This window comes from Sphaerotilus uruguayifluvii (assembly GCF_013294065.1).
GTDB lineage: Bacteria > Pseudomonadota > Gammaproteobacteria > Burkholderiales > Burkholderiaceae_C > Sphaerotilus > Sphaerotilus uruguayifluvii.
On the sequence record NZ_JABSNM010000012.1, the window covers coordinates 58697 to 84933 of the forward strand.

Genomic DNA, 26237 nt, shown 5'->3' on the forward strand with positions numbered 1-26237 from the left:
CCTGGCCGCCGCGCCGGTCGCGGCGAATCGCTACAGTGCCGCCCCATGGCTGCCCCTGCTCCGCTGAAATTCCTCTCCCCCGCCTGGTTCTCGATCGTCATGGGCCTGTCCGGCCTGGCGCTGGCCTGGCGGCGCGCGGTGCCGCTGATGGGCGAGCCGGCGCTGGCGCTGTCGATCGCGCTGGGCGGGCTGGCCGCGGCGGTCTTCCTGGGGCTGGCCGGCCTGAGCGTGCTGCGGCTGCAGCGCCACCCGGAGGCCTGGGCGGAGGACCTGCGCCATCCGGTGCGCCATGCCTTCGTCGCGACCCTGCCGGTGTCGCTGATCCTGCTGGCGACGCTGGGCGTGGCGCTGGACGGGCCCGGCGCGCTGGCCGAGGCCGTCTGGTGGGCCGGCAGCCTCGGCCAGCTTGCGGTCACCGTCTGGGTGCTGTCGCGCTGGTGGGCCGGCAACCGCGCCGGCGGCCTGCAGTGGGCGACGGTCACGCCGGTGCTGATCATCGCGGTGGTCGGCAACGTGCTGGTGCCGCTGGCCGGCGTCGAGCTCGGTCATGTCGAGTGGGCGGCGGCGCAGTTCGGCATCGGGCTGCTGTTCTGGCCGCTGGTGATGGCGCTGCTGCTGGTGCGCATCGCCTCGCAGGGCCTGTGGCCGGAGCGGCTGATGCCCTCGCTCTTCATCCTGATCGCGCCGCCGGCGGTGATCGGCCTGTCGGCGCTGGCGCTGGGGGCTCCTGCGCTGGTCGGCTGGATGGCCTGGGGCGTGGCGCTGGCCTGCTTCCTGTGGGTGATCACGCAGGCGCAGCGCATCGTCTCGCAGGCCTTCTCGGTCGGGCACTGGGCGATGTCCTTCCCGCTGGCGGCCTTTGCCGGGCTGACGCTGGAGCTGGGCCGCCACGGCAGCGGCGGCCCGATGCCGGTGCTCGGCCCGCTGCTGCTGGCCTTCGCGTCGGTGATCGTGCTGGGCCTGTCGATGGGCACGGTGCGCGGCCTGCGCCAGCGCACCCTGCTGGCGCCGGAGCCGGTCGCGACGATCACGCCGATCTCAGGCTGAGGCGCGACGATCCGCCCAGGCCGCGCCCGGCACGTCGAAGCGGTCGGCATTCATCACCTTGACCCAGGCGGCGACGAAGTCGCGCACGAACTTCTCGCGGCTGTCGTCCTGGGCATAGAGCTCGGCGTAGGAGCGCAGCACCGAGTTCGAGCCGAAGACCAGATCGACCCGGCTCGCCGTCCAGCGCGGCGTGCCGGTGGCACGATCGCGCAGCTCGTAGCGGTTGCGACCCACCGGCGTCCAGGTCAGGCCCATGTCGGTCAGATGGACGAAGAAGTCGTTCGACAGCACGCCGACCCGGTCGGTCAGCACGCCGTCGCGGCTGCCGCCGTGATTGACGCCGAGCACGCGCAGACCGCCGACCAGCACCGTCATCTCGCAGGCGCTCAGCCCCATCAGCTGCGCGCGGTCGAGCAGCAGCTCCTCCGGCGTGGCCGCGAAGTGCTGCCGCAGCCCGTTGCGGAAGCCGTCGGCCAGCGGCTCCAGCACCGCGAAGGAGGCCGCGTCGGTCATCGCGTCGGTGGCGTCGCCGCGGCCGGGCAGGAAAGGCACGGCGATGTCCACGCCCGCCGCCTGCGCCGCCTCCTCGACGCCGAGGCTGCCGGCCAGCACGATCACGTCGGCCACGCTGGCGCCGGTGTCGGCGGCGATGCGCTCGTACACCGCCAGCACCCGCGCCAGGCGCTCGGGCTCGTTGCCGGCCCAGTCCTTCTGCGGCGCCAGGCGGATGCGCGCGCCGTTGGCGCCGCCGCGCTTGTCCGAGCCGCGGAAGGTGCGCGCGCTGTCCCAGGCGGTGGCGACGCGATCGGCCAGGCTCAGGCCGCTGGCGCGGATCTGCGCGCGCACCGCGTCCAGGTCGATGTCGCTGCGGCCCGCCGGCACCGGGTCCTGCCAGATCAGGTCCTCGGCCGGCACGTCCGGGCCGAGGTAGCGCACCTTCGGGCCCATGTCGCGGTGGGTGAGCTTGAACCAGGCGCGGGCGAAGACCTCGCTGAAATGCGCCGGATCGCGGTGGAATCGCTCGGCGATCGGCCGGTAGAGCGGATCCGTCTTCAGCGCCATGTCGGCGTCGGTCATGATCGGATTGCAGCGGATCGAGGCGTCCTCGACATCGACCGGGCGGTCCTCGTCGCGGATGTCGACCGGCTCCCACTGCCAGGCGCCGGCCGGGCTCTTGCGCAGCGTCCACTCGTGGCCGAACAGCATGTCGAAGTAGCCGTTGTCCCACCGGGTCGGATGGGTGGTCCAGGCGCCCTCGATGCCGCTGGTCACCGCATCGCGGCCGATGCCGCGGCCGCTGCGGGCGTTCCAGCCCAGGCCCTGCTCGTGCAGCTCGGCGCCTTCCGGCGCGGGGCCGAGCTGCGCGGCGTCGCCGTTGCCGTGCGCCTTGCCGACGGTGTGGCCGCCGGCGGTCAGCGCCACCGTCTCCTCGTCGTCCATCGCCATGCGGGCGAAGGTCTCGCGCATGTCGCGGGCGGTGCGCAGCGGGTCGGGCTGGCCGTCGACGCCTTCCGGATTCACGTAGATCAGGCCCATCATCACCGCGGCGAGCGGGTTCTCGAGCGTGCGCTCGCCGTCGCGGCTGCCGGCGTAGCGGCTGCCCTCGCTGCCGGTGGGCGCCAGCCAGGCCTTCTCGGCGCCCCAGTAGATGTCCTTCTCGGGATGCCAGATGTCCTCGCGGCCGAAGGCGAAGCCGTAGGTCTTCAGCCCCATCGACTCGTAGGCCATGTTGCCGGCCAGGATCATCAGGTCGGCCCAGCTGATGCGCCGGCCGTACTTCTTCTTGATCGGCCACAGCAGGCGGCGCGCCTTGTCGAGGTTGCCGTTGTCCGGCCAGGAGTTCAGCGGCGCGAAGCGCTGGCTGCCGCTGCCGGCGCCGCCGCGGCCGTCGGCGATGCGGTAGGTGCCGGCCGAGTGCCAGGCCATGCGGATCATCAGGCCGCCGTAGTGGCCCCAGTCGGCCGGCCACCAGGGCTGGCTGTCGGTCATCAGCGCCTTCAGGTCGCGCTTGAGCGCCTCCACGTCGAGCTGGCGCAGCTCGTCGCGGTAGCTGAAGCCGGCGTCCATCGGATCGGTGCGGGTGTCGTGCTGATGCAGGATGTCCAGGTTCAGCGCCCGCGGCCACCAGTCGGCCTGGGCCTGCGCCGTGCGGGCGCTCGTGGGGCTGCCGTGCATCACCGGGCACTGCCCGCCGCGTGTCGTGCTGTTCGCATCCGTGCTCATCTGATCTCTCCTGGGGGCCTGGGGGCGGGGAAGACAGGCACCGGGAGGTGCCCGTCGGGATGGAGAGACTTTATGGCTTCGCTATCAATCAATCCAATTCAATAGATTCATTGAAGCGATAGCCGAGACCCGGTCCGCCACTCGCGACGCGCCTGCCGGATCACCGAGGCGGCTCCCGACAGCGCCAGCCCGCCCATGACGCCCGCGACGATCAGGTCCGGCCAGCCGCGGCCGGTGCCGAAGACGCCCAGCGCGGCGGCCATCACCGCGACATTGCCGATCGCGTCGTTGCGGCTGCACAGCCAGACCGAACGCATGTTGGCGTCGCCCTCGCGCCAGGCGTAGAGCATCGCGGCGACCGCGACATTGGCCAGCAGCGCCAGCGCGCCGACCGCGCCCATCGTCGTCGCCTCGGGCACCGTGCCCTGCGAGAAGCTCCACAGCGCACGGCCCAGCACCACCAGGCCGAACAGGCCCATGCTGGCGCCCTTGAGCAGCGCCGCGCCCGCGCGGTGGCGCAGCGACATCCCCAGCACCCACAGCGACACGCCGTAGTTAGCCGCATCGCCCAGGAAGTCGATCGCGTCGGCCAGCAGCGACACCGAGCCCGAGCGCAGGCCCGCGCCGATCTCGACCGCGAACATCGCCGCGTTGATCAGCAGCGCCGCCCACAGCACGCGGCGGTAGCGCTCGCTGGTCGGCGCCGGTGGCGGGGAACAGGCATGGCCATGGCCGTGGCCGCAGCAGGAATCGCTCATCGGGAAAGCTCCATCGTCAAGATCGGGATGACGGCATTGCAAACCCTGAAGCGGCTTCAGGGTCAAGCCCCGCCCCCCGCCTCGCGCATGCGACCATGCGCCCATGAAGATCAGCGAACTGGCCCGCGCCACCGGCACGCCCGTGGGCACCATCCGCCACTACGAGCGCGAGGGCCTGCTGCCCGAGCCGCCGCGCCAGCAGGACAACGGCTACCGGCGCTACGGCCCGGCCGACGTCGAGCGGCTCGGCCTGATCCGCCAGGCGCGTGCGCTCGACATGTCGCTGGACGAGATCCGCGTGCTGCTGGCGCTGCACGACACGCCGCAGGCGCCGTGCGACGCGGTCAATGCGCTGCTCGACGCGCACATCGGCCACGTCAGCGCGCGCATCCTCGAGCTGCAGCAGCTCGAGGCGCGACTGCTGGCCCTGCGCGCACGCTGCGCGCAGGCCAGCGACGCCGGCCACTGCGGCATCCTCGCCGGCCTGGCCGCGGGCGATGGCCCCGGCGCCACCGGCACGACGGGCGCGGCGGGCGTTCACGCCGGCGTGCATGTCGGCGGCGCGCACCGCGGCCACGGGCATTGACCCGGATCTGACCCGCGGGTGACAGCGCCCGGCCCGCCCGGCGTGGTCTTCTGCGGGCTCCCGGCCTGCCCGGACGCCGACGAGGAGACCCCGATGAGCCACACCGACACCGACGCCCGCACCGATCCCGCCGCTTCTCCCGCCGCCACGCTGGCGCGCTGGCTCGACGACGAGCAGCGGGTGCGCGCCACGCTGGGCCCGCCCGGCATCGCCCGGCCGGCGCAGATCGCGCACCTGAGCGGCATGGAGTGGTTCGCCGCGATCCGTCGCGGCGAGCTGCCCTCGGTGCCGATCGGCGCGACGATGGACTTCCTGCCGATCGAGTTCGAGCCCGGCCGCTTCGTCTTCCAGGGCCGGCCGGACCTGCGCCACGCCAACCCGATGGGCACCATCCACGGCGGCTGGATCGCGACGCTGCTGGACTCCTGCGTCGCCTGCGCGGTGCACACGATGCTGCCGGCCGGGCGCGCCTACACCACCGCCGAGCTGAAGATCAGCTATGTGCGCGCGCTCACGCCGCAGGTCGAGCGGGTGCGCGCCGAGGGCCGGGTGATTCACGCCGGCCACCAGGCCGGCTTCGCCGAAGGCCGCCTGTTCGGCCCCGACGGCCGCCTCTACGCCCACGCGACGACGACCTGCATCGTGCTGTCGACCCGCGCGGCGGAAGGGTGAGATCGCGGTGCATCGTGGGTCCTCGCCTTCGCGAGGATGACGGATGGAAGGCGGAGGATCACGGAGACTCTGCCGTCATGCCCGCGCAGGCGGGCACCCACGCACGCACCAACGTGCCGACCCGATCCCCTCACTCAGCCTTCAACCCTCAGCCTTCATCCTTCAGCCGCTCGCGCAGGCCCCGCGCCGCCGGCCTGAGCGGCGTGCGGTTCGCGGTCCAGCCGGCCTGCCACGGCGGCGTGAGGCCGCGCAGCCGGTGCGCCATGCCGGTCAGCGTGCCGTAGAGGGCCGGGCTGGCATTGACCTGCGCCCAGGCCTTCCAGGCCAGCGCCTCCTTCCAGTCCTTCGCGCTGGCCTGGCCGGCCAGCGGCGCGTGGCCGGGTTCGGGCTCGTGCTTGGCGGCGTGGCGCAGCTGCATCAGCAGCTCGGGGATCGGGATGCCCACGGGACAGACCTCCGCACAGGCTCCGCACAGGCTGCTGGCGGTGGGCAGGTCCTGCGTCGGCTCCAGGCCGAGCAGATGCGGCGAGATGATCGAGCCGATCGGCCCCGGATAGGTCGTGCCGTAGGCCAGGCCGCCGATGCGCGCGTAGACCGGGCAGTGGTTCATGCACGCGCCGCAGCGGATGCACTGCAGCGTCGGGCGGAAGTCGGTGTCGCGGTAGGCCTGGCTGCGGCCGTTGTCGAGCAGCACAAGATGCAGCTCGCGCGGGCCGTCCAGCTCGCCCTCGCCTTCCCTGCGCGGTCCGGTGATGACGTTCAGATAGGTCGTGATCGCCTGGCCGGTGGCCGAGCGCGTCAGGAGGCTGTAGAGCGGCAGCACCTGCTCGAAGGTCTCGACCACCTTCTCGATGCCGGTGATGGCGATGTGCACGTCGGGCACCGTAGTGCACATGCGGCCGTTGCCCTCGTTCTCGACCAGCACCAGCGTGCCGGTGTCGGCGACCATGAAGTTCACGCCCGACACCCCGATCGGCGCGTCGCGGAACTGGTCGCGCAGCACGCGCCGGCCGATGGCGATCAGCGCGTCGACGTCCTCGGTGTAGGGCGTGTCGGGAATCTTCTCCTCGAAGAGCGCGGCGATCTGCTGCCTGGTCTTGTGGATCGCCGGCATGATGATGTGGCTCGGGCGCTCGCCGGCGAGCTGGACGATGTACTCGCCCATGTCGCTCTCCAGGCAGTCGATGCCGTGCTCGAGCATGCGGTGGTTGAGCTCGATCTCCTCGCTCACCATCGACTTGCCCTTGACCATGCCGCGCGCACCGTGGCGCTGCGCGATCGCCAGGAAGATCGCGTTGGCGTCCTCGGGCGTCTGCGCCCAGTGGACCTGCACGCCGCGCGCCTTCAGGTTCGCCTCCAGCGATTCGAGCAGCTCGGGCAGCTTCGAGAGGCTGTACTGGCGCACCGCCTCGCCGACGCCGCGCAGCGCCTCGAAGCCGTCGCGGTCGCTGAAATGGCCGGCGCGCTTGGTCTGCAGGAAGTCCATCGCGCTGCGGAAGCTCGCGCGCAGGTGGTCGTCGTCGACCGCGACCCGGGTGTTGGCCTTGAACTGGCGCGGGTCGACGAAGGTCAGCGGGGCTTCAGTCACAGGGACACCTCCAGGTCATTGACGAGCACGATCACCAGCGCCTTCGGGCCATGCGCGCCGAAGGCCAGCACCTGCTGGATGTCGGCGGTCTTGGACGGGCCGGTGACCAGCACCAGGTTGGTCGGCATGCCGGTGGTGGCCAGGTCCTGCGCGGCGATCGCCGCCGGCAGGCTGGCGTGGAGGTCGCTCGCACGCAGCACCGCCACATGCAGCGGCGGCACCAGCGAGAGCGTGCGCGGCTCGTCCGGCCCGGGGCGCAGCACCAGCGTGCCGGTGTCGGCGATGCCCGCGCGCGCGGTGGTCAGGCCGGCGTCGATGCGGTCGAACAGCTCGGTCTTCCAGTGCGCCAGCGGCCGGTCGAAGCGGCAGGCCTCGACCTCGGCCAGCGCAGCGACACAGCCGGGATCGGCCGCCGGCCCGCAGCCCACAGCCACGCGGCGCGCGCCGTGCTCGGCCAGCACCGCGCGCACCACCGCCGGCCAGTCGGCGGGCGTGGCGTGGCGCACGTCGGCGCGCCAGCCGCGCGCGGCGGCCTCGAACGGCGCGATCAGCGAGGCCGGGTCGATGCGCACGCCCAGGCGGCCGCGGCCGAAGGGCCCGGCGTGATAGGCCGCCAGCGACGGCGCGGGCAGCGGCTGCGACGGCGCGCTCTGGCGCAGCCGGGCGAGGATGGCGCCGCGGGCAGCGCCGGTGTCGGGGGAGGCGGTGGACGAGGTCATGCGGAGGTCTCGTTGTCAGTCGGTGACCTGCTGCGCCGCGCCCGGCAGGCCCAGGCGCTCGCGCAGGAAGCTGCCGAGGTGCACGCAGCGCGGCTCGCCAGCGGCGCAGCCGCCGCGCTTCTGGGCGGCGTGGTGCAGGTTGAGCAGGCAGCCGCAGTCGGCACTGACCAGCACCTCGGCGCCGGCGTCGCGCACGCTGGCGAGCTTGTCCTCGACCATCGCGCCCGAGATCGCCGGATGGCGCGCCGAGAAGGTGCCGCCGAAGCCGCAGCACTCGGCCTCGCGCGCCTGCGCCACCACCTCGACGCCGGGCAGCGCCTCCAGCAGCGCGCGGCTGGGCACATGCACGCCCATCTCGCGCCGCGCCGAGCACGAGGTGTGCAGCGCCACCTTCACCGGCCGGCCCGAGGGCGCCGCCGCCAGCCGCTCGCCCAGCCCCAGCACGTCGCGCGCGAAGGTGCTGAACTCGACCACCCGCGCGCCGATGTCGCGCGCCTTCGCCAGCCGCGCCGGATCCTCGGCGAACAGACGCGGCCAGTGGTGCACCATCATCCCGGCGCACGAGCCCGAGGGCACGACGATCGGCCAGGCCTCGGGAAAGAGATCGAGCTGCGCCGCCGCGACGGTGCGCGCCTCGTCGGTGTAGCCGCTGGTGTAGGCCGGCTGGCCGCAGCAGCTCTGCGCCTGCGGGAACTCGACCCGCAGGCCGGCGTCGCGCAGCAGCGCGATCGCGTCCATGCCGGCCTGCGGCGCCATCAGGTCGACGACGCAGGTGGCGAAGAAATAGACGGAAGAAGGCTTGGACATGGCGATCGGGCGGCGGCGGATCCGGTGGGGCGCAGGGGAAGCCGATGATGCGCGCGGCCCCGAATGCCTCTACAGTGGTCTGACCAATTTTCCACCCCGCTGATTCCGATGAAGCACGCCCTCGCCGCCCGCCTGCCCGACCAGCTCGCCTCGCGCCTGGAGCGTGCGATCCTGGCCGGCGAGCACCGCCCGGGCGAGCGCCTGCCGCCCGAGCGCGACTGGGCGATGCGGCTGGGCGTGTCGCGCGCGGCGCTGCGCGAGGCGCTCGGGCAGCTGGCCGAGCGCGGGCTGGTGCTGCGCCGCCACGGCGCCGGCACCTTCGTCAGCGATCAGCCCGACGCACGCCGTGCCGACGCCTGGACCCAGCTGCTGCAGCGCCAGCCGCTGATGCAGGCCGACCTGCTGGAATTCCGCGACATGCTGGAGGCGCGCTGCGCCGAGCTGGCCGCCGAGCGCGCCGACGCCGCCGATCTGAAGCGGCTCGCCGCCTGTCACGATGCGGTGGCCACGGCCTACGCCGGGCGCGACCGCCCGGCGCAGGTGCGCGCCGACGTCGCCTTCCACCGCGCGATCGCCGACGCGACCCGCAACCCCGTGTTCTCCTACCTGGTGGCGACGCTGCTGGCGCTGCTGCACGAGCATGTGCACATCAGCATCGCCGACCTGGCGCCGGACTCGGCCGAGGCGCACGCGCTGGCCGCGCAGCACGAGGCGCTGTGGCGCCGCATCGAGGCGCGCGATCCGGCCGGCGCCGCGCAGGCGGCGCGCCGCCACATCGATTTCGTGCGCCAGCGCTGGCAGCGGGCCTGCGGCGGGGAACTGCCGGCCTGATCCGGGCTCCACCGGGATGACCGGCCGACCTTCGCGGCCCCTTGACCCCAGGGAGACCGATCGATGCACCACAGCATCCCGCTGATTTCCATCCTCGCCGCCGGCTTCGGGCTGGCCCTGATCTTCGGCTTCATCGCGGTGCGGCTGCGGCTGCCGGCCCTGGTGGGCTATCTGTTCGCCGGCATCGCGATCGGGCCGCACACGCCGGGCTTCGTCGGCGATCCGGCGATCGCCTCGCAGCTGGCCGAGATCGGCGTGATGCTGCTGATGTTCGGCGTCGGCCTGCACTTCTCGATGGCCGACCTGATGGCGGTGCGCCGGGTGGCGCTGCCCGGGGCGGTGGTGCAGATGGTCGCCGCCACCGTCATGGGCGCGGCGCTGGCGACGAGCTGGGGCTGGTCGGCGGCCGCGGCGACGATCTTCGGTCTGGCGCTGTCGGTGGCCAGCACCGTGGTGCTGCTGCGCGCGCTGGAGAGCCGCGGCCTGCTCGACGGCGACGACGGCCGGCTGGCGATCGGCTGGCTGGTGGTCGAGGACCTGGCGATGGTGCTGGTGCTGGTGCTGCTGCCGCCGCTGGTCGGCCAGGACGCGGCGGCTGGCGACGGGCATGGCGGCGGCGCCGGCTCGCCGTGGCTGACGCTGCTGCGCACGCTGGCGCAGGTCGGCGCCTTCGTGCTGCTGATGCTGGTGGTGGGGCGACGCGCCTTCCCGTGGCTGCTGCTGCAGATCACCCGCACCGGCTCGCGCGAGCTGTTCACGCTGGCGGTGGTGGCCGCGGCGGTCAGCATCGCCTTCCTGGCGGCGGAGCTGTTCGGCGTGAGCTTCGCGCTGGGCGCCTTCTTCGCCGGCATGGTGCTGCGCGAGTCGCGCTTCAGCCACCGCGCCGCCGAGGAGACGCTGCCGCTGCGCGATGCCTTCGCGGTGCTGTTCTTCGTCTCGGTGGGCATGCTGTTCGACCCGCAGGTGCTGGTCGAGGCGCCGCTGAAGGTGCTGGCGGTGGTGGCGATCGTGATGATCGGCAAGTCGCTGGCCGCCGCCGCGCTGGTGCGGCTGCTGCGCCTGCCGGCCTCGACCGCGCTCACGGTGTCGGCCAGCCTGGCGCAGATCGGCGAGTTCTCCTTCATCCTCGCCGGGCTGGGCCTGTCGCTGGGCGTGCTGCCGCCGCAGGGGCAGAGCCTGATCCTGGCCGCGGCGATCATCTCGATCGCGCTGAATCCGCTGCTGTTCGGCCTGATCGACCTGCTGCGCCGGCGTCAGGGCACACCGGCCACGCCGGCCGCCTCGGCCTGAGGCGGACCCAGCGGACCGGGCGGCCGCTTCAGTGCGCGCCGCCCGCGTCGGCCGGCGCCCCGGCCCGGCGCGGCGGGCGGCGCGTCAGCCACACCATCGGCACCAGCAGCAGGAAGATCGCCGCCGAGGCCAGGAAGATGTCGTCCACCGCCAGCGTGTAGGCCTGCTGGCTGACCAGGCGGTCGAGCTGCGCCAGCGCCTGGCCCGGCTCCAGGCCGCCGGCCTGCATCTGGCGCAGCGCCTCGTCGGCCACCGCCACGCCGGGCTGCAGGTGCTCGACCAGCTCGGCGTGATGGGTGATCGCGCGGTCCTGCCACAGCGTCGTGGCCACCGAGGTGCCCATGGCGCCGGCGGTGATGCGCACGAAGTTCGACAGGCCCGCGGCCGAAGGCACCTTGGCCGGCGGCTGTCCGGCCAGCGTCAGCGTCGTGAGCGGAATGAAGAAGAAGGACAGCGCCGCGCCCTGGATCAGCGTCGGGATCAGGATCGAGGTGAAGTCGTTGCCGGTGGTGAAGCGGCTGCGCATCCACAGCACCAGCGCGAACAGGATGAACGCGCCGGTGGCCATGCGCCGCGGATCCCACACCGCCACCTTCTTGCCCACCAGGGGCGTGAGCAGGATGGCCAGCAGCCCCACCGGCGCCATCGCCATGCCGGCCCAGGTCGCGGTGTAGCCCAGCCACTGCTGCAGCCACATCGGCAGCAGCACGACGTTGCCGAAGAACAGCCCGTAGGCCACCGACAGCGTCAGCGATCCCCACAGGAAGTTGCGCCCGGCGAACAGCCGCAGGTCGACGATCGGATGCGCCTCGGTCAGCTCCCAGGCCAGGAAGAAGGCGAAGCCCAGCACCGCCACCACCGCCAGCGCGACCACCTCGCCCGAATGGAACCAGTCGAGCTCATGGCCCTTGTCGAGCATCAGCTGCAGCGCGCCGACCCAGAGCACCAGCAGCGCCAGCCCGACGCTGTCGATCGGCAGCTTGCGCGTCGGCGTCTCGCGGCGGCGGTAGATGCTCCAGGTGATGCCGGCAGCCAGCAGCCCGACCGGCACGTTGATGTAGAAGATCCACGCCCAGTGGATGTGGTCGGTGATCCAGCCGCCCAGCAGCGGCCCGACCACCGGCGCCACCAGCGTCGTCATGCCCCACAGCGCCAGCGCGGTGCCGGCCTTGGCGGCCGGATAGCTCGACAGCAGCAGCGTCTGCGACAGCGGGATCATCGGCCCGGCCACCAGCCCCTGCAGCACCCGGAAGGCGATCAGCAGCTCCAGCGTCGGCGCGAAGCCGCACAGCCACGAGGCCAGCACGAACAGCAGCACGCTCCAGGTGAAGAGCTTCACCGCGCCGAAGCGCTGCGTCAGCCAGCCGGTCAGCGGCACCGAGATCGCGTTGGCCACGCCGAAGCTGGTGATGACCCAGGTGCCCTGCGACGGGCTCACGCCCAGGTCGCCGGCGATCGCCGGCAGCGACACGTTGGCGATCGAGGAGTCGAGCACGTTCATGAAGGTCGCCAGCGACAGCGCCAGCGTGCCCATCGCCAGCGCGCCGCCCTCGAGCGGGGCGGGGGTCGCGGCGCCGCTCGCGCCGGCCGGCGCCGCGCTCATGCGCTCGGGCTCCGCGACACGCCGGCCAGCGGCGATGCGGCCGGCGCCAGCGTCAGCGGACGCGCCGCCGGACGCGAGGCGGCCACGCCGGGCAGCGCGGCGCCACGGTTGGCGGCGATGATGCGCTGCACGTCGGCCTCGGCCTCGCGGTCCAGGCCGTCATAGACGTCGGTGTGATCCGCGCGGGCCGCCGAGACCGGCGCCAGCAGCGCGCCGTCCTGCTTCTCGACATCGACCGTCACGTTCATCGACAGGCCGACGCGCAGCGGATGCGCGGCGATCTCCTTCGGATCGAGCTCGATGCGCACCGGCACGCGCTGCACCACCTTGATCCAGTTGCCGGTGGCGTTCTGCGCCGGCAGCAGCGAGAAGGCCGCGCCGGTGCCCGCGCCCAGGCCGGCGACCCGGCCGTGGTAGACCACCTTGCTGCCGTAGACATCGGCGACCAGCTCGGCCGGCTGGCCCAGGCGCAGGTTGCGCAGCTGGCCTTCCTTGAAGTTGGCATCGACCCAGACACCGGCCAGATCGACCACCGACATCACCGGCGCGCCGGCCTGCAGGCGCTGGCCGAGCTGCACGCTGCGGCGCGCGACATGGCCTTCCAGCGGCGCGGGCAGCTCGGTGCGGCGCAGCGCGATCCAGGCCTCGCGGACCTTGGCGGCGGCGCGCTGCACCTGCGGCAGCGACTCGATCGGGCCGCCCTCGACCAGCATGCCGCTGCCGCGCTGCTGCTCGCGCGCCGTGGCCAGCGCGGCGCGGGCCGACTCGACGGCGCTGCGCGCGGCCGCCAGCTGCGCGGTCGCATGCTGGAACTCCTCGCGGCCGACGGCGCCGCTGTCCACCAGCCCGGCGCGGCGGTCGACGTCGGCCTGCGCGCGCGCCATGTCGGCCTGCAGGCGCTTGAGCTCGGCCTCGCGCAGCGTGATCTGCGCCGCGAGCGCGTCGCTGCCGCTGTGGATCTGGCGCACCTCGCGCACCGTCTGCGCGAGCTGGGCCTGGGCCTGCTCGAGCGCGAGCTTCGCGTCGGTCGGATCGAGCTTGAGCAGCCTCTGGCCGGCGCGCACATGGTCGGTGTCGTCGGCCTCGATCGCGACGACGGTGCCGCCGGTCTGGGCGGTGACCTGGACCACGCGGGCCTGGACATAGGCGTTGTCGGTGCTCTCGCTGTGGCGGGCCACCAGCGACCACCAGGCGGCCCAGGCGCCACCGGCCAGCAGGGCGGCCGCGGTGATGCCGATCAGCGCGCGGCGGCGTGCGGCGGGGGCGGCGGCCGGCGCAGCGGCCGCGGGAGAGACGGGAGGTTGGCTGCTCATCGGGTCGAGCTCCGGAAGGAATCGAGTTCGGCGGTCGCGCGCGGCGCGTCCGGCGGAAGCACGGGCGCGGCATGGCCGCCACCCAGGGACTGCATCAGCTGCGCCTGCGTGTCGAGCACGCGGGCCTGCAGGTCGACCGCGGCGCGGCGCTGCGCGAGCAGCTGCTGCTCGGCCGACAGCACGGTCAGGTAGCCGGCCAGGCCGGCGTCGTAGCGGCGCTGCGCGGCGTCGAAGGCCTGCTCGACGCCGGCCAGCGCACGCGACTGCTCGTCGCTCTGCGCGCGCACCGCGCGGCCCGAGGCCAGCGCGTCGGCCGACTCGCGCACCGCGTCCAGCACCGCGCCGTTGTAGGCCGCCACCGCCGCGTCGATCTCGGCGGCGCGCACCTGCAGCTGCGCACGCAGCCGCCCGGCGTCGAACAGCGGCAGGCGCAGCGCCGGCGTGACGCCGGCCTGGCGGCTGTCGAGCTGCAGCACGCGGTCCAGCCCGAGCGCGCTCAGACCGGCGAAGGCGCTGATCTGCACGTCCGGATAGAACTGCGCGCGCGCCTCGCGGGCGTTCTGCGCCGCGGCCTCGACGCGCCAGCGCGCCGCGACGATGTCGGCGCGGCGACCGAGCAGATCGGTGCTGACGCGCCCGTCCGCCAGCGGCGCCGGCTGCAGCGCCGCCAGGCGCGGCGCCAGCGCGTCCAGCGCCTCGGGCGGCTGCTGCGTCAGCGCGGCCAGCGCGTGGCGCGCCAGCGTGATCTGCTCGTCGAGCATCAGGCGCTGCGTGCGCGCATCGGGCACCGCCGCCTCGGCCTGGCGCAGCTCGACCTGGGTGTCCAGGCCGCTGCGCACCCGCGCACGGACCAGCTCGAGCGTGCGCTCGCGCAGCTGCACCGCCCGGTCGGCGACCTCGCGCTGCGCCAGCAGCCGCGCCAGCGCGACGTACTGGCGCACCACCGCGGTGGCCAGCCCCTGGCGCGCATGGGCCAGCTCGGCATCGGCCGCCAGCTCCTGGCCGACGGCGGCCGCCAGCGCGGCGCGGTGCCGGCCGAAGAAGTCCGGCGACCAGCTGCCGCCGATCTGGATCGTGCCGGTGTCGCGCACCGTGCCAGCGATCGGCGCCGGGATCAGGCCGTTGGCGGTGTAGCGCTGGCGGGTGGCGTCGACCGACAGGCCGACCTGGGCCTGACCGGCGGCATCGACGCCGCGGCCGGCGGCCTGCGCGCGCAGCAGCCGCGCCGAGGCGGCCTGCACGCCAGGATGGTCGGCCACCGCGCGCTCGACCAGCGCGTCCAGCCGCGCGTCGCCGAAGGCCTTCCACCAGCCGTCGGCGACGCTCAGCTCGGCCGCGCCGGCCTCGACCGGCGCCAGGCCGATCCGGGCCGGCTCGATCGGCGCCAGCAGCGGGCGCGACGGCCCCGGACTGGCGCAGCCGGCCAGCACCAGCGCGCCGGCCAGCAGCGTCAGGGTCAGGCTCGTGCGCCGCCTCATGCCGGATCTCCCCCGGCGCGGGCGCGCATCGCCTCGCCATTGGCCAGCATGCGCTGCAGCAGCGACATCAGCATCTCGAACTCCTCGGGCCGGAAGCCCGCCAGATGGGCATTGAGCACGTCGACCAGCACCGGCGGCACCTTCTCGGCCACCTCGCGGCCTGCCTCGGTCAGCACCAGCTGCACGACGCGGCGGTCGCTGGTCGAGCGCTCGCGCCGCACCAGGCCCTTGGCCTCGAGCCGGTCGAGCATGCGCGTCACCGCGGCCGGATCGACATCGAGGTCGCGCGCCAGCGAGGCGACGGTGACGCTGTCGCCGGCGCAGCACTTGAGCAGCTTGAACAGCGGCATCCACTGCGCATGCGTCAGGTCGTGCTCGGCCAGCCGGCGGTCGGCCTCCTGCAGCACCGAGCCCAGCACGCGGCGCATCAGCAGGCCGAGGCTGCGCTCGGGGCGGTAGGTGCTGGAGTCGTAGATCGGCGGCACGGGCGCCGCGTCGGATCGGTCGTTCATGGGGAGTAGATTCTATTGATCAGTCAATGATTGACACGACAATTCATCAAGACCCATTCCATGGAAGGGGCATTCCAGCCGGCTCGCCGACGCGTCTTCATGCGCCCAGCGCATGTCGATCCTCGAATCGATTCGTTGGCCGCAGAAGGCTCGCTGCCTAGCATCGACTTCATCGCAACCTGCCCTGAAAGACACGCCCCGATGCGCCGCCGCCCCACCCTGCACGCCCTGTCCCTGGCCCTGACCTTCGCGCTGGGCGCCGGTGCGATGACGCTGGCGCCCCAGGCGCAAGCCCGCGACTTCACGCTGCTCAACGTCTCCTACGACCCGACGCGCGAGCTCTACCAGGACTTCAACAAGGCCTTCGCCGCGCACTGGAAGGCCAAGACCGGCGACACCGTGACGGTCAAGGCCTCGCACGGCGGCTCGGGCAAGCAGGCCCGCTCGGTCATCGACGGGCTGGAGGCCGACGTGGTCACGCTGGCGCTGGCCTACGACATCGACGAGATCGCCGACAAGGCCAAACTGCTGCCCGCCGACTGGCAGAAGCGCCTGCCGCACGCCAGCTCGCCCTACACCTCGACCATCGTCTTCCTGGTGCGCAAGGGCAATCCGAAGGGCATCAAGGACTGGGCGGATCTGGCCCGGCCCGGCGTCTCGGTGATCACGCCGAACCCGAAGACCTCGGGCGGCGCGCGCTGGAACTACCTGGCCGCCTGGGGCTGGGCGAAGAAGACCTACGGCTCCGACGCGAAGGCGCAGGAGTACGTGCAGAAGCTGTTCGCCAATGTGCCGGTGCTCGACACCGGGGCGCGCGCCTCGACCGTCACCTTCGTCGAGCGCGGCATCGGCGACGTGCTGCTGGCCTGGGAGAACGAGGCGCTGCTGGCGCTGAAGGAGCTGGGCCCGGGCAAGTTCGAGGTCGTGGCGCCGGCGCAGTCCATCCTGGCCGAGCCGCCGGTGGCGGTGGTCGACAAGGTGGTCGACAAGAAGGGCACGCGCGCGGTCGCGCAGGGCTATCTGGAGTATCTGTACTCGGCCGAAGGCCAGGATCTGGCCGGCCAGAACTACTACCGCCCGATCGACCCGAAGGCCGCGGCCAAGTACGCCGCGCAGTTCCCGAAGATCGAGCTGTTCCGTCTCGACGACGTGTTCGGCAGCTGGCGCGAGGCCCAGAAGACGCACTTCAGCGACGGCGGCACCTTCGACCGCGTCGTCACCCGGCGATGAACGCACCCGGCCACCGAGGATCCGGCGGGGCCCGCCTGCTGATCGTGCCGGGGCTGCACGACAGCGGCCCCGGCCACTGGCAGAGCCGGCTGGAGCAGCTCCATCCCGGCGCGGTCCGGGTGGTCCAGGACCACTGGGACCGGCCGGACCTCGAGGCCTGGGCCGTGCGGATGGCCGCGACGATCGAGCGCCACGGCGGCGACCGCCAGGACTGGATCGTCGCCGCGCACAGCTTCGGCTGCCTGACCACGGTGCGCCACCTGCTCGCCCGCCCGGACCTGCCGCTGGCGGCGGTGCTACTGGTGGCGCCGGCCGATCCGCACAAGTTCGGCGTGACCGAGCGCCTGCTCGGGCGCCTGCCGCTCAGCCCGGTGCTGATCGCCAGCGAGACCGACCCGTGGATGAGCCCGGTGGCGGTGCGCCGCTGGGCGCACCACTGGAACAGCCGCTTCGTCTCGATCGGCGACGCCGGACACATCAACATCGACTCCGGCCACGGCCCGCTGCCGCTGGCCGAGCAGTGGGTGACGCGCCAGCAGCAGCGCCTGGCCCGCCGGCAGCGCGCGCGCCACGCCGGCTTCGGCGAATGGCACTTCGCCATCTGACCTCCCTCCGATTCGTCATGACCCACGGCCAACGGCCCGGCATCGATCTGCCGGGCCGTCGTCGTTCATGACGCGGCGGTCACAGCGCCGCGATCGACACCTCGGTCGACTTGACCAGCGCGATGACCTCGCGCCCGACTTCCAGGCCGAGCTCCTGGACCGAGCGGGTGGTGATGACCGAGGTGACGATCAGCCCCTGGGGCGTCTCGACGTCGATCTCGGAGACGACCGGGCCGAGGATGATCTCGCGGACGACGCCACGGAACTGGTTGCGGACATTGATGGCGGTGATGCTCATGGCAGGACTCCTTGCGGGACAGGGGAAAAGAGGAAGGACGGTTCAGAGCGCCCAGCGCAGCGCGGCGGGCAGACGGGCGCTGGCACGCGGCGGGGCCAGCCGTTCGACCAGTTCGCCGACGACGCGCTCCAGGCGCGCCGCGGTCGCCTCGTCGAGCCGGTGGCGGCCGTCGGGCAGGCGTTCGATCTGGCGGTCGGTGGCGTAGACGCCGTCGACGATGTCGCGCGCGCCCAGCGCGGCCAGCACCGGCTTGAGGGCGTACTCCAGCGCCAGCAGGTGCGCCGGGCTGCCGCCGGTGGCCAGCGGCAGCACCGTGCGGCCGGCCAGGCCGTCCTGCGGCAGCAGGTCGAGCAGGCTCTTGAGCAGGCCGCTGTAGGCGGCCTTGTAGATCGGCGTGGCGACGAGCACCAGCCTCGCCCGCCCGATGCGCTCGCGCACCTCGACGATGGCCGGGTCGTCGAAGCGCGCCTGCAGCAGCGCCTCGGCGGGCAGGTCGCGCACCCGGACGGTGTCGATGCGGGTGGCGTGGGGCTCGAGCAGAGCGCGGGCGTGGTCCAGCAGTCCGGCCGAGCGCGATGGCTCGGAGGGGCTGCCCAGCAGGCAGACGATGTTCATGCCCCGCACGATAGGCAGCGCGACCCGGCCCGGGAACGAAGCATTCCGAGGATGCTTCGGCGGAAAGCGCCTCAGGCGCGCAGCGGATAAGCAGCGCCGGAATGCTTCGTTCACGCCGGCCACGGCGCTGCCTATCGTGGCGGACATCGAGCCCGATCACGGGCCGCCACGGAGTCCGCCATGTCCCGCATCCCTTCGTCCCCTTCTTCCTTCCGGCCCCTGCGCCGACGCCTGGCCGCCGCGCTGGCGCTGATCCCGCTGGCCCTGGCCGCTCCGGCGCTGCACGCCCAGGACAGCGCCCGCCCGCTGCTGCGCATCGGCTACCAGAAGTCCGCCAGCCTGCTGGCGCTGCAGAAGGCCCAGGGCTCGCTCGAGCGCCGGCTCGCGGCGCTGCAGGCCGACGTGAAGTGGGTCGAGTTCCCCGCCGGCCCGCAGCTGCTCGAGGGGCTCAACGTCGGCTCGGTCGACGTGGGCTTCGTCGGCGAGGCGCCGCCGATCTTCGCGCAGGCCGCCGGCGCGAACTTCGTCTACATCGGCAACGACCCGGCCTCGCCGGAAGCCGAAGCCATCGTCGTGCCGAAGGACTCCGCGATCCGCACGCTGGCCGACCTGAAGGGCCGCCGCATCGCGCTGAACAAGGGCAGCAACGTGCACTACCTGCTGGTGCGCGCGCTGGAGAAGGCCGGGCTGAAGTACGGCGACATCCAGCCGGTCTTCCTGCCGCCGGCCGATGCGCGCGCCGCCTTCGAGAAGGGCGCGGTCGACGCCTGGGTGATCTGGGATCCGTTCCTGGCGGCGGTGGAGAAGCAGACCGGCGCGCGCCTGCTCGCCGACGGACGCGGCCTGGTCAGCAACCACGCCTTCTATCTGGCCGAGCGCCAGTTCACGCAGAAGCATCCGCAGCTGGTGCGCGCGCTGTTCGAGGACAGCGTCGAGCAGGGCCGCTGGCTCAAGGCCAACCTGAAGGAGGCCGCGCGCCGCATCGCGCCGGTCCAGGGCCTGGATGTCGACGTGGTCGAGCGCACGCTGCAGCGCGCCGAGTATGGCGTGGCGCCGGTGACGCCCGGCGTCGCCGCCGAGCAGCAGAAGGTGGCCGATGCCTTCCTGGAGCTGAAGCTGATCCCCAAGCCGGTGCGCATCGCCGACGCGCTGCCGGCCACGCCCGTCACCACCGCCGCCCGCTGAACGCCCGGAGTCCGCCATGTCCCACAGCCCCGTCTCGCGGCCTCGCCGCACCGTGCTGGCCTCGGCGCTGGCGCTGGGCCTGCTGCCCGCGCTGTCGGTCACGCCGGCCTTTGGCCAGGCCAGTCCGGCCGCCGCACCGACCGATCTGCGCATCGGCTTCCAGAAGGGCTCGATCGCGCTGGCGCTGCTGCGCCAGCAGGGCCTGCTGGAGCGCCGCCTGCCCGGCACCCGGGTGCGCTGGGTCGAGTTTCCGGCCGGCCCGCAGCTGCTGGAGGCGCTGGCCGTCGGCAGCATCGATGTCGGCTCCACCGGCGACGCGCCGCCGGTCTTCGCCCAGGCCGCCGGCAAGGACCTGGTCTATGTCGGCGCCGAAGCCCCGAAGCCGGATGCCTCGGCCATCCTGGTGCGCGCCGACAGCCCGATCCGCCAGGCGCGCGACCTGAAAGGCCGGCGCATCGCGCTGCAGAAGGGCTCGAGCGCGCACTACCTGCTGGTGCGCGCCGTCGAGCAGGCCGGGCTGGCCTGGGGCGACATCGAGCCGATCTGGCTGACGCCGGCCGAGGCCCGCGCCGCCTTCGAGAAGGGCTCGGTCGATGCCTGGGTGATCTGGGATCCGTACTACGCCGCCGCCGAGATCGACGGCCGGGCACGCGTGCTGCTGACCGGCCGCGCCCTGAGCGGCAACAACAGCTTCTACCTCGCCTCGCCCGGCTTCGCCGCCGACCACGGCGCGACGCTGCAGACGCTGTTCGCCGCGCTGAGCGAATCCGACCGCCTGCTGCAGCAGGACCGCCGCGCCGCCGCGGCGCTCTACGCCGACTTCGCCGGCCTCAGCCTGAGCACGGTGCTGCGGGTGCTGTCGCGCCGGCCGCCCTCGCCGGTCGGCCCGGTCACGCCGGCCCTGGTGGCCGAGCAGCAGCGGGTCGCCGACACCTTCCACCGCCTGGGCCTGATCCCGCGCGCCATCCAGGTCGCAGCCATCGTGCGCCAGCCCGGGCAGCGCCTGGCCTCGGCACGCTGACCCGCCCGACCCCTCGAACGCCTCACGACGAACGCTCTCATCATGAAGATCTTCTGGTTCATTCCCACCCACGGCGAAACCCGCTACCTCGGCACGAACCACGGCGCCCGCCAGGCCGACTTCGCCTACTTCAAGCAGGTCGCGATCGCCGCCGACAGCCTGGGCTACGAGGGCGTGCTGATCCCGACCGGCCGCTCCTGCGAGGACTCCTGGATCGTCGCGGCCAGCCTGATCGACGCGACCCGGCGGCTGAAATTCCTCGTCGCGCTGCGCCCCGGGCTGGTGGCGCCGTCGCAGTCGGCGCGCATGGCCGCGACGCTGGACCGCCTCTCGGGCGGACGGCTGATGGTCAATCTGGTCACCGGCGGCGATCCGGGCGAGCTCGCCGGCGACGGCCAGTTCCTGAGCCACGCCGAGCGCTATCAGGAGTCGACCGAGTTCATCCGCATCTGGAAGGAGATCATCGCCCGCTCGCACGAGGGCGAGGCCGTCGACTTCGAGGGGCGGCACCTGCGGGTCGAGGGCGCGAAGCTGCTGTACCCGACCTGGTCGCGGCCGCATCCGCCGGTCTTCTTCGGCGGCTCGTCGGAGGCCGCGCACGAGCTGGCCGCCGCCGAGGTCGAGACCTACCTCACCTGGGGCGAGCCGCCCGAGGCGGTCGCGGCCAAGGTGGCCGACGTGAAGGCGCGCGCCGCCAGGCTCGGCCGCACGCTCAAGTTCGGCATCCGGCTGCATGTCATCGTGCGCGAGACCGAGGACGAGGCCTGGCGCGCCGCCGCCGATCTGGTCTCGCACCTGGACGAGACGACGGTCGAGGCCGCGCAGCGCAAGTTCGCGCAGATGGACTCGGCCGGCCAGCGCCGCATGGCCGAGCTGCACCGCGGCAAGTTCAACCGCGCCAACGTGCGCGAGGGCCTGGAGATCTCGCCCAACCTGTGGGCGGGCGTCGGCCTGGTGCGTGGCGGCGCCGGCACCGCGCTGGTCGGCAGCGCGCAGCAGGTGGCCGACCGCATCAAGGAATACGCCGCGCTGGGACTGGATCACTTCGTGCTGTCGGGCTATCCGCACCTGGACGAGGCGCACCGCTTCGCCGAGCTGGTCTTCCCGCTGCTGCCGCTGGAGCTGCGCGAGCGCCTGCCCGGCCAGGCACTGACCGGCCCCTTCGGCGAGATCGTCGCCAACAGCTTCGTGCCCAAGGTGGCGCAGAGCTGACGCGCCGCGCGACGCAGGAGACCGTCCATGACGACATCCGAACCCCGACGCGCGGGCCACGGGCAGCGGCTCCTGCCCTGGCTGGTGCCGCTGCTGATCCTGCTCGGCTGGGAGGCCGCCTCGCTCTCGGGCTGGCTGTCCAGCCGGGTGCTGCCGGAGCCGCTGGCGGTGGCGAGTGCCTTCGTCCGCCTCGCGCTGTCGGGCGAGCTGCTGGAACACGTGCTGGTGAGCACCCGGCGCGCGCTGCTGGGCTTTGCCATCGGCGGCAGCGCCGGGCTGCTGCTGGGCCTGCTGACCGGCACCTTCCGCCGGGCTGAGACGCTGCTCGACTCGACGCTGCAGATGGTGCGCAACATCCCGCCGCTGGCGCTGATTCCACTGGTGATCCTGTGGTTCGGCATCGACGAGACCGCCAAGCTCTTCCTGGTGGCGCTGGGCGTGTTCTTCCCCGTCTACCTCAACACCTTCCACGGCATCCGCTCGGTGGACAAGGGGCTGATCGAGATGGCGCGCAGCTACGGCCTCTCCGGCCGGGCGCTCTACGCGCAGGTCATCCTGCCGGGCGCGCTGCCCTCGATCCTGGTGGGCGTGCGCTTCTCGCTCGGGCTGATGTGGGTGCTGCTGATCGTGGCCGAGACCATTTCCGCCCAGGCCGGCATCGGCTACCTGACGATGAACGCCCGCGAGTTCCTGCAGACCGACGTGGTGCTGGTGGGCATCCTGCTCTACGCGCTGCTGGGCAAGCTGGCGGACCTGCTGGCCCGGGCGCTGGAGCGCCGCTGGCTGCGCTGGCATCCGGGCTACGCCCGCCCGGGCGCCCGCGCCTGATTCCTTCGCTGATCCGATCATGACCCTGACTCTGAAGCTGTCCGCCCCACCCGCGCCGCCCGTCGCGCCCCGCACGCTGCAGCGCAGCCGGCCGGCGCCCGAGCACGGCCTGTCGGTCGAGCTCGCCGGCCTGGGCAAGTCCTACGGCGCGCGGCGCATCCTGGGCGAGGCCGAGGCCGGCCTGGACCTGCGCATCGCGCCGGGCGAGTTCGTCGCCATCGTCGGGCGCAGCGGCTGCGGCAAGAGCACGCTGCTGCGCCTGGTCGCCGGGCTGGAGACGGCCGACACCGGCCGGCTGGCCCTCGGCGGCGACACCGGCGACGCGGCCCGCGCCGACCTGCGCATCATGTTCCAGGACGCGCGGCTGCTGCCCTGGAAGCGCGTGATCGACAACGTCCGCCTCGGGCTGGACGGCGAGGCCGGGCGCACGCGCGCCGCCGAGGCGCTGGCGCAGGTCGGCCTGGCCGACCGGGCAGGCGACTGGCCGGCGGTGCTCTCGGGCGGCCAGCGCCAGCGCGTCGCGCTGGCCCGCGCGCTGGTGCACCGCCCGCGCCTGCTGCTGCTCGACGAGCCGCTGGGCGCGCTCGACGCGCTGACCCGCATCGAGATGCACCGGCTGATCGAGTCGCTGTGGCTCGCGCACGGCTTCACCGCGCTGCTGGTCACGCACGACGTGGCCGAGGCGGTGGCGCTGGCCGACCGGGTGCTGCTGGTCGAGGACGGCCGCATCGCGCTGGACCGCCGCATCGACCTGCCGCGACCGCGCTCGCACGGCGCGCCCGCCTTCGCCGCGCTGGAGGACGAGATCCTCGGCCGCGTGCTGCAGCGTCCGGGCCACGAGCAGCCGGCCCCTGTGGCACCGCTGGCGCCGCAGGCGCTGCGCTGGGCCATCTGACCCCTCGGAGACGCGGTCGACGGCACATCGCATATTCGATATGCGCATAAGCAACCAACAAAAAATGCGTTGTCCGCAGAACGAGCGGGTTCTAGGATCCGGGCCATTCTCCAGCTCGCCCGTCCGAAGACCATGCCGCAACCGACCCGCCGCCATCTCCTGCGCTCCGCCACCGCCGTCGCCGGCCTGCTGATGCTGGGCGCCGCGCAGGCCGCGGCGCCTGCGCTGCTCAACGTCAGCTACGACGTCTCGCGCGAGTTCTACAAGGACTACAACAAGGCCTTCGCCGCGCAGTGGAAGAAGACCACCGGCGAGGACATCGTGCTGAACCAGTCGCACGGCGGCTCGAGCAAGCAGGCGCGCAGCGTCATCGAGGGCCTGGAGGCCGACGTCATCACGATGAACCAGGCGCTGGACATCGAGGTGGTCGCCGACAAGGGGCTGATCGCCGCCGACTGGGCCAAACGGCTGCCCAACAACGCCGCGCCGACCAGCTCGCTCACCATCTTCCTGGTGCGCAAGGGCAACCCCAAGGGCGTGAAGGACTGGGCCGACCTGGCCCGCGCGGGCACCTCGGTCGTCATCCCCAACCCGAAGGTGACCGGCAACGGCCGCTACGGCTACCTGGCCGCCTGGGGCTCGGTGATCAAGTCGGGCGGCACGCCGGCGCAGGCGCGCGAGCTGACGCAGAAGATCTTCGCCAACGTGCCGGTCTTCGACGGCGGCGGCCGCGCCGCCACCACGACCTTCGCGCAGCGCGGCATCGGCGACGTGCTGGTGACCTTCGAGAGCGAGGTGCAGTCCATCGTCGAGGAGTTCGGCAAGAACTTCGACATGGTCTATCCGAAGAGCACCGTGCTGGCCGAGAACCCGGTCGCGGTGGTCGACAAGGTCGTCGACCGCAAGGGCACGCGCAAGGCCGCCGAGGCCTACCTGAAGTACCTCTGGAGCGAGGAAGCCCAGGAGATCGCCGCGAAGCACAACCTGCGCGTGCGCGACCCGAAGGTGGCGGCGAAGTACGCCAAGGATTTCCCGGCCGTGCCGACCTTCACCGTCGACGAGGTCTTCGGCGGCTGGAAGAAGGCGCAGGCCGAGCACTTCAACGACGGCGGCATCTACGACCAGATCCTCGGCGCCGCGCGCCGCTGAGTCCGGCCCTCTCTTCACGACTTCCCCCGCCATGCTGTTCTCCCGCGCGCTGCTGCGCCGTCACAGCGTGCTGCCCGGCTTCGACCTCGCGCTGGGCTTCACGCTGCTCTATCTGAGCCTGGTCGTCCTGATCCCGCTGGCGGCGGCCTTCCTGAAGGCTGCGTCGATGACCGGGCCGGCCTTCTGGGACGCGATCTCCTCGCCGCGCGTGGTCGCGTCCTACCGGCTGACCTTCGGCGCCTCGCTGGCGGCCGCCGCGATCAACGCGGTCTTCGGGCTGCTGATCGCCTGGGTGCTGGTGCGCTACGACTTCCCGTTCAAGCGGCTGATCGACGCGCTGGTGGACCTGCCCTTCGCGCTGCCGACCGCGGTGGCCGGCATCACGCTGACCGCGCTCTATGCCGAGAACGGCCTGATCGGCCAGTGGCTGCCGTTCAAGGTCAGCTTCACGCCGGTCGGCGTCTTCGTGGCGCTGCTGTTCATCGGCCTGCCCTTCGTGGTGCGCACGCTGCAGCCGGTGCTGGAAGACCTGTCGAAGGAATACGAGGAGGCCGCCGCGACGCTGGGCGCCGACCGCTGGCAGACCTTCCGCCTGGTGATCCTGCCGATCCTGCTGCCGGCGCTGACCACCGGCTTCGCGCTGGCCTTCGCCCGCGCGCTGGGCGAGTACGGCTCGGTGATATTCATCGCCGGCAACCTGCCGATGGTCAGCGAGATCACGCCGCTGATGATCATCAGCAAGCTCGAGCAGTACGACGTGCCCGGCGCCACCGCCATCGCCGTCGTGATGCTGGCCATGAGCTTCGTGATGCTGCTGGTCATCAACCTGCTGCAGGCCTGGACGCGCAAGCGCCAGGGCCAGTGAGAACGGAGCCTGACGATGAGCGGCCCCTCCCTTTCCCCGCGCGCCGTGACCGGCGCCACCACCGAGCCGGCCTGGCTGCGGCGCACGCTGATCGCGGTGGCGCTGCTGTTCCTGACGCTGTTCCTGTTCGTGCCGCTGGCCACCGTCTTCTTCGAGGCCCTGAAGAAGGGCTGGGACGTCTACCTGGCGGCCATCGTCGAGGACGACGCGCGCTCGGCCATCCGGCTGACCCTGATCGCCGCGGCGATCTCGGTGCCGCTGAACCTGGTCTTCGGCGTGGCCGCGGCCTGGTGCATCGCCAAGTTCGACTTCCGGGGCAAGAGCCTGCTGCTGACCCTCATCGACCTGCCCTTCTCGGTCAGCCCGGTGATCGCCGGCCTGATCTTCGTGCTGGTGTTCGGCCTGCAGGGCTGGTTCGGCGAGTGGTTGCGCGACCATGACCTGAAGGTGATCTTCGCGGTGCCGGGCATCGTGCTGGCCACCGTCTTCATCACCTTCCCCTTCGTGGCGCGCGAGCTGATCCCGCTGATGCAGGCGCAGGGCCGCGAGCAGGAAGAGGCCGCCGTGGTGCTGGGCGCCAGCGGCTGGCAGGTGTTCCGGCGCGTGACGCTGCCCAACATCAAGTGGGCGCTGCTGTACGGCGTGATCCTGTGCAATGCCCGCGCGATGGGCGAGTTCGGCGCCGTCTCGGTGGTGTCGGGCCACATCCGCGGCCAGACCAACACGATGCCGCTGCACATCGAGATCCTCTACAACGAATACCAGTTCGCGGCGGCCTTTGCGGTGTCGTCGCTGCTGGCCGGGCTGGCGCTGGTCACGCTCGGACTGAAATACCTGGTCGAGCGGCGGGTGAAGGCGCAGCTGAGCAGCGCCCGCCAGGACGACACGCACTGAACCGCCACCGCGA

At 72.6% G+C, this 26237-nt stretch carries 25 protein-coding genes and 1 pseudogene; 15 read left to right on the plus strand and 11 right to left on the minus strand.

The features are described 5' to 3' along the window. The first annotated feature begins 45 nt into the window (after positions 1-45). Positions 46-1047, plus strand: coding sequence for an SLAC1 anion channel family protein (locus HNQ01_RS13985; protein WP_173806064.1), 1002 nt, complete (start codon positions 46-48; stop codon positions 1045-1047). Here HNQ01_RS13985 and katG read toward each other — a convergent pair. Together katG and HNQ01_RS13995 are read right to left on the minus strand one after the other, a co-directional pair. Then, the gene (katG, locus tag HNQ01_RS13990; RefSeq protein WP_173806065.1) at positions 1039-3270 is read right to left on the minus strand and encodes a catalase/peroxidase HPI; all 2232 of its coding nucleotides are present in this window, start codon (positions 3268-3270) and stop codon (positions 1039-1041) included. The genes HNQ01_RS13985 and katG overlap by 9 nt on opposite strands. A 107-nt stretch (positions 3271-3377) precedes the next feature. Continuing rightward, positions 3378-4028 (minus strand): cation efflux transmembrane domain-containing protein, encoded by a 651-nt coding sequence (locus tag HNQ01_RS13995; RefSeq protein WP_173806066.1) that lies wholly within the window; start codon positions 4026-4028, stop codon positions 3378-3380. Positions 4029-4131: 103 nt separating this feature from the next. Here HNQ01_RS13995 and HNQ01_RS14000 point away from each other — a divergent pair, with 103 nt between their 5' ends. Both HNQ01_RS14000 and HNQ01_RS14005 read left to right on the plus strand, forming a co-directional pair. Further along, positions 4132-4614: a Cd(II)/Pb(II)-responsive transcriptional regulator gene (locus HNQ01_RS14000; RefSeq protein ID WP_173806067.1), complete on the plus strand. Its 483-nt coding sequence runs from the start codon at positions 4132-4134 to the stop codon at positions 4612-4614. A gap of 93 nt (positions 4615-4707) precedes the next feature. Continuing rightward, a complete protein-coding gene (locus HNQ01_RS14005; protein WP_173806068.1) occupies positions 4708-5286 on the plus strand; it encodes a PaaI family thioesterase in 579 nt (192 codons plus the stop codon). A 148-nt stretch (positions 5287-5434) separates the two neighbouring features. Here HNQ01_RS14005 and HNQ01_RS14010 read toward each other — a convergent pair whose 3' ends face one another. From HNQ01_RS14010 to HNQ01_RS14020, 3 genes are read right to left on the minus strand one after another with little or no spacing between them, the layout of a single operon-like run. Further along, positions 5435-6874 carry a LutB/LldF family L-lactate oxidation iron-sulfur protein gene (locus HNQ01_RS14010; protein WP_173806069.1) on the minus strand — a complete coding sequence of 480 codons (1440 nt, stop codon included), beginning with the start codon at positions 6872-6874 and terminating at the stop codon, positions 5435-5437. Further along, the gene (locus HNQ01_RS14015; protein WP_173806070.1) at positions 6871-7593 is read right to left on the minus strand and encodes a LutC/YkgG family protein; all 723 of its coding nucleotides are present in this window, start codon (positions 7591-7593) and stop codon (positions 6871-6873) included. Before HNQ01_RS14015 ends, HNQ01_RS14010 begins: the two co-directional genes overlap by 4 nt. Before the next feature lie 15 nt (positions 7594-7608). Continuing rightward, complete coding sequence (locus tag HNQ01_RS14020) at positions 7609-8400, minus strand: (Fe-S)-binding protein (RefSeq protein ID WP_173806071.1); 792 nt, start codon at positions 8398-8400, stop codon at positions 7609-7611. A gap of 108 nt (positions 8401-8508) precedes the next feature. Between HNQ01_RS14020 and HNQ01_RS14025 the strand changes: the two genes are divergently transcribed. Together HNQ01_RS14025 and HNQ01_RS14030 are read left to right on the plus strand one after the other, a co-directional pair. Next, positions 8509-9231 carry a FadR/GntR family transcriptional regulator gene (locus HNQ01_RS14025; RefSeq protein WP_173806072.1) on the plus strand — a complete coding sequence of 241 codons (723 nt, stop codon included), beginning with the start codon at positions 8509-8511 and terminating at the stop codon, positions 9229-9231. A gap of 63 nt (positions 9232-9294) precedes the next feature. Continuing rightward, a pseudogene (locus HNQ01_RS14030) lies at positions 9295-10467 on the plus strand (cation:proton antiporter domain-containing protein); the annotation flags it as partial. Between the two features lie 82 nt (positions 10468-10549). On the opposite strand, the gene HNQ01_RS14035 reads toward HNQ01_RS14030, so the two are convergent. Genes HNQ01_RS14035 through HNQ01_RS14050 form a run of 4 tightly spaced genes read right to left on the minus strand, consistent with a single transcriptional unit; the run spans position 10550 to position 15427 of the window. Then, positions 10550-12124 (minus strand): DHA2 family efflux MFS transporter permease subunit, encoded by a 1575-nt coding sequence (locus HNQ01_RS14035; RefSeq protein ID WP_173806074.1) that lies wholly within the window; start codon positions 12122-12124, stop codon positions 10550-10552. Continuing rightward, a complete protein-coding gene (locus HNQ01_RS14040; RefSeq protein ID WP_173806075.1) occupies positions 12121-13437 on the minus strand; it encodes an HlyD/EmrA/EmrK family protein in 1317 nt (438 codons plus the stop codon). Before HNQ01_RS14040 ends, HNQ01_RS14035 begins: the two co-directional genes overlap by 4 nt. After that, on the minus strand, positions 13434-14915 hold the full coding sequence (locus HNQ01_RS14045) for an efflux transporter outer membrane subunit (RefSeq protein ID WP_173806076.1): 1482 nt from the start codon (positions 14913-14915) through the stop codon (positions 13434-13436). The genes HNQ01_RS14040 and HNQ01_RS14045 overlap by 4 nt, the downstream gene beginning before the upstream one ends. Continuing rightward, positions 14912-15427 carry a MarR family winged helix-turn-helix transcriptional regulator gene (locus HNQ01_RS14050; protein WP_173806077.1) on the minus strand — a complete coding sequence of 172 codons (516 nt, stop codon included), beginning with the start codon at positions 15425-15427 and terminating at the stop codon, positions 14912-14914. The genes HNQ01_RS14045 and HNQ01_RS14050 overlap by 4 nt, the downstream gene beginning before the upstream one ends. A 201-nt stretch (positions 15428-15628) precedes the next feature. Here HNQ01_RS14050 and HNQ01_RS14055 point away from each other — a divergent pair, with 201 nt between their 5' ends. Together HNQ01_RS14055 and HNQ01_RS14060 are read left to right on the plus strand one after the other, a co-directional pair. Beyond that, positions 15629-16657 carry a sulfate ABC transporter substrate-binding protein gene (locus tag HNQ01_RS14055; RefSeq protein WP_286180810.1) on the plus strand — a complete coding sequence of 343 codons (1029 nt, stop codon included), beginning with the start codon at positions 15629-15631 and terminating at the stop codon, positions 16655-16657. Next, the gene (locus tag HNQ01_RS14060) at positions 16654-17262 is read left to right on the plus strand and encodes an RBBP9/YdeN family alpha/beta hydrolase (RefSeq protein ID WP_173806078.1); all 609 of its coding nucleotides are present in this window, start codon (positions 16654-16656) and stop codon (positions 17260-17262) included. The genes HNQ01_RS14055 and HNQ01_RS14060 overlap by 4 nt, the downstream gene beginning before the upstream one ends. 79 nt (positions 17263-17341) lie before the next feature. Here HNQ01_RS14060 and HNQ01_RS14065 read toward each other — a convergent pair whose 3' ends face one another. Then, entirely contained in the window at positions 17342-17560 is a 219-nt protein-coding gene (locus HNQ01_RS14065; protein WP_173806079.1) for a TOBE domain-containing protein, read from the minus strand. A gap of 42 nt (positions 17561-17602) precedes the next feature. Continuing rightward, positions 17603-18175, minus strand: a complete 573-nt coding sequence (gene ssuE / locus HNQ01_RS14070; RefSeq protein ID WP_173806080.1) for an NADPH-dependent FMN reductase — start codon at positions 18173-18175, stop codon at positions 17603-17605. 180 nt (positions 18176-18355) lie between these two features. Here ssuE and HNQ01_RS14075 point away from each other — a divergent pair, with 180 nt between their 5' ends. From HNQ01_RS14075 to cysW, 8 genes are all read left to right on the plus strand, one after another. After that, positions 18356-19360 (plus strand): sulfonate ABC transporter substrate-binding protein, encoded by a 1005-nt coding sequence (locus HNQ01_RS14075; protein ID WP_173806081.1) that lies wholly within the window; start codon positions 18356-18358, stop codon positions 19358-19360. A 16-nt stretch (positions 19361-19376) separates the two neighbouring features. Next, a complete protein-coding gene (locus tag HNQ01_RS14080) occupies positions 19377-20381 on the plus strand; it encodes a sulfonate ABC transporter substrate-binding protein (protein WP_173806082.1) in 1005 nt (334 codons plus the stop codon). Between the two features lie 42 nt (positions 20382-20423). Beyond that, positions 20424-21593 carry an FMNH2-dependent alkanesulfonate monooxygenase gene (ssuD, locus tag HNQ01_RS14085; RefSeq protein ID WP_173806083.1) on the plus strand — a complete coding sequence of 390 codons (1170 nt, stop codon included), beginning with the start codon at positions 20424-20426 and terminating at the stop codon, positions 21591-21593. A gap of 27 nt (positions 21594-21620) precedes the next feature. Beyond that, positions 21621-22421 carry an aliphatic sulfonate ABC transporter permease SsuC gene (gene ssuC / locus HNQ01_RS14090; RefSeq protein ID WP_173806084.1) on the plus strand — a complete coding sequence of 267 codons (801 nt, stop codon included), beginning with the start codon at positions 21621-21623 and terminating at the stop codon, positions 22419-22421. A gap of 19 nt (positions 22422-22440) precedes the next feature. Further along, a complete protein-coding gene (locus tag HNQ01_RS14095) occupies positions 22441-23316 on the plus strand; it encodes an ATP-binding cassette domain-containing protein (protein ID WP_173806085.1) in 876 nt (291 codons plus the stop codon). Positions 23317-23448: 132 nt separating this feature from the next. Then, positions 23449-24465 (plus strand): sulfate ABC transporter substrate-binding protein, encoded by a 1017-nt coding sequence (locus HNQ01_RS14100; RefSeq protein WP_173806086.1) that lies wholly within the window; start codon positions 23449-23451, stop codon positions 24463-24465. A gap of 31 nt (positions 24466-24496) precedes the next feature. Next, positions 24497-25330, plus strand: a complete 834-nt coding sequence (cysT, locus tag HNQ01_RS14105) for a sulfate ABC transporter permease subunit CysT (RefSeq protein ID WP_173806087.1) — start codon at positions 24497-24499, stop codon at positions 25328-25330. Between the two features lie 15 nt (positions 25331-25345). Continuing rightward, the gene (gene cysW / locus HNQ01_RS14110) at positions 25346-26224 is read left to right on the plus strand and encodes a sulfate ABC transporter permease subunit CysW (RefSeq protein ID WP_173806088.1); all 879 of its coding nucleotides are present in this window, start codon (positions 25346-25348) and stop codon (positions 26222-26224) included. Positions 26225-26237 lie beyond the last annotated feature (13 nt).